This is a genomic window from Mesorhizobium sp. M7A.F.Ca.US.006.04.2.1 (assembly GCF_004022915.1).
GTDB lineage: Bacteria > Pseudomonadota > Alphaproteobacteria > Rhizobiales > Rhizobiaceae > Mesorhizobium > Mesorhizobium ciceri.
In genome coordinates, this window is record NZ_RZQA01000873.1 from 1 (window position 1) to 2,567 (window position 2,567).

A 2,567-nucleotide genomic window follows, 5' to 3' on the forward strand; every position below is an offset into this window, starting at 1 on the left:
GCGCCAGCCGTGTGAGATCCGAATAGTCGCGCAAATTGCCGGCGCGGCGGCCGCGCTCCATGTCATGGACATTGGGCGGCCCGGCAACGAGGGTGAAATTAATGGTGTTGCCGCCCAGATGAACCGCGTTGGCCGGGTTGCGCGGCGTCAACACATAGCTGGGCTGCGTGGTCTTCAGCACGTCTTCGATCAGGCCGCGATCGATGCGGACATTCGCTGAGGCATGGTCGACCCTGGCGCCGGCCTTCTCGAACAGCGACAACGCCCGCGGGCTCATCACCTCGATGCCGAAATTCTCCAATATGTGCATCGACGCCTGATGGATCTGCTCGATCTGATCGGGCGACAGCATGGCCATTGGCGGATAGGGATTGGTCACCCGCCTGAGCGGCAGTTGCGGAATGGCCGATGGCCCCCGATTGCTGGTGCGCTCGGCGCCGCGTTTGCGTCTTGGTTCGTTCATGCCTGGCATCAAAGCCCCGGCAAACCAGGTAAGCTGTCATAAATACGCCGTTTGCGGGCGTGATTTTAGCCACGGCGGCATCTCCGCAGTATCCATTTATAGAATACGACGAAATATGTCGGATTGTTGATATGGGATTTCCTCGAGCGACCGCTCGGGCGAAGCGTTAATGGACGCTGCAAGATTCCCTTTATGATTTCGGCCTATTGCTCTGCCGATGCGTAGTTCGAGTTTTAGTAAAATTGGTGCGGTTTGCGTGTTGCTGGCGCTTTCGGCCTGCGCCACGCCGCCCAGCCACATCAACAATGTCTGCGCCGTCTTCGACCAGAATGACGGCTGGTTCGACAACTGGCAGTCTGCCGCCGAGCGCACCCAACAGAAATATGGCATCCCCGTTCCCGTACTGATGGCGACGGTGCGCAAGGAATCGGGCTTCAAGAGCAATGCAAGGCCGCCGCGTACCAAGCTGCTCGGCTTCATTCCGTGGAAGCACGTCTCCACGGCCACCGGCTTCTCGCAGGCGCTGGACGGCACCTGGTCGCAATATCAGCGCGAGACCGGCAACTGGGCGGCGCGGCGGACGAAATTCGCCGATGCGGTCGATTTCGTCGGCTGGTATCATTCCAAGACATCTGACACCTACGGCGTCGCCCGCAACGACACCTACAATCTCTACCTTGCCTACTATCTCGGCTGGACCGCCTATGGCCGCGGCAACAGGGGCGATGCCGGTGTGCAGGGCTATGCCCGGGCCACCGACAAGATGGCGCGGGACTATGCCCAGCAGTTGAGCGAGTGCGGGAACTGACCTTGCCGCATCGTTGATCTCGATCTTCGGACGGTCAGCTCGGCCTTTTACCGCGCGGACGCTTTGGTGGGGTGCCAGCAAAACCGGGGCCATCGCCATGCGGCGCGTCGTCCGGCATACCTTCGTGCGCGGCGTGTTCCTTGTCGAACTTGATCACGGGCTCCATCTTGGCCAGCACGTCGTCGGAGAGCCAGCACAGGCTCATATGACCGTCGCCGAGATGCTTGACCGGCGGCACCTTGGTCTCGCAGAGATTGTCCGGCACCAGCTTCTTGTAGCCGCAACGGGTTTGGAACGGACACCCGGATGGCGGGTTCATCGCCGACGGGATGTCGCCTTCCAGCACGATGTGCTTCTTCACGACACTCGTGTCGGCGATCGGAATCGCCGACAGCAGCGCCTCGGTATAGGGATGATAGGGTGGTGCGAAGATCTGGTCGGTCGTGCCTTGCTCGACGATGTAGCCGAGATACATGACGACGACGCGGTCGGCGATGTAGCGAACGACGGACAGATCGTGGCTGATAAACAGCATCGTCGTCTTGTTCTTGCGCTGGATGTCCATCAGCAGTTCGGTCACCGCCGCCTGCACCGACACGTCCAATGCCGAGACCGGCTCGTCGGCCACCACCACCTTGGCGTCACCGGCAAAGGCTCGCGCCACGCCGATGCGCTGCTTCTGGCCGCCCGAAAGCTGACGCGGCTTGCGGGTTTCGAATGCCCGCGGCAGCTTCACCAGGTCGAGCAGCTCCAGCATGCGCTTGCGGCGATCGGCAACCGTCTTGCCGACATTGAACTTCTCCAGCGTGCGGATGATCTGCGAACCGACCGAATGGCTGGGATTGAGCGTGTCGAACGGATTCTGGAACACCATCTGGATCGACGACACCGTGTCGACGCTCCGTTTGTCGATCCCCGTCGACTGGATTTCCGTGTTGCCCAGCGTCACCGTGCCGGCACTTGCCGTCTCCAGCCCGAGCAGCACCTTGGCCAGCGTCGACTTTCCGCAGCCGGATTCGCCGACGATGGCGACCGTCTCGGATTCGCGCGCCATGAACGAGATCGTCTCGTTGGCCTTGACGACGCGGCCCTCGCTCGAGCCGAACACCTCGCTGCCGCCGACCCTGTAATATTTTCTGAGGTCCTCGATCTTGAGCACCGGCGCGCCGGGCATGACGCGCTCATTGACCTTCTTGGCACCGGGTGGCAGCGCTTCCCAGTCGATCTCGTTGAAGCGCACGCAGCGCGAGAAATGGCCTTCGTGACCAGCGACCTCGATCATCGGGATTTCGGCGG

3 protein-coding genes are annotated in these 2,567 nt (G+C 61.6%); 1 reads left to right on the top strand and 2 read right to left on the bottom strand.

Annotated features, from left to right (window positions below; genetic code table 11):
- Positions 1–463 (bottom strand): trimethylamine methyltransferase family protein (locus tag EN925_RS31440; protein ID WP_206633023.1); only part of this gene is annotated, 463 nt, incomplete at its 3' end.
- Positions 464–680: 217 nt separating this feature from the next.
- On the opposite strand from EN925_RS31440, the gene EN925_RS31445 reads away from it, so the two are divergent.
- Positions 681–1,271, top strand: a complete 591-nt coding sequence (locus EN925_RS31445; protein ID WP_024501516.1) for a transglycosylase SLT domain-containing protein — start codon at positions 681–683, stop codon at positions 1,269–1,271.
- Positions 1,272–1,305: 34 nt separating this feature from the next.
- Here the strand turns inward: EN925_RS31445 and EN925_RS31450 are convergent.
- Positions 1,306–2,567: oligopeptide/dipeptide ABC transporter ATP-binding protein (locus EN925_RS31450; protein WP_164894515.1), on the bottom strand; the 1,262-nt coding region annotated here is incomplete at its 5' end.

Excerpts from the sequence above, each read along its gene's own strand:
- EN925_RS31445 (WP_024501516.1), top strand. The coding sequence starts at position 681 with ATGCGTAGTTCGAGTTTTAGTAAAATTGGTGCGGTTTGCGTGTTGCTG.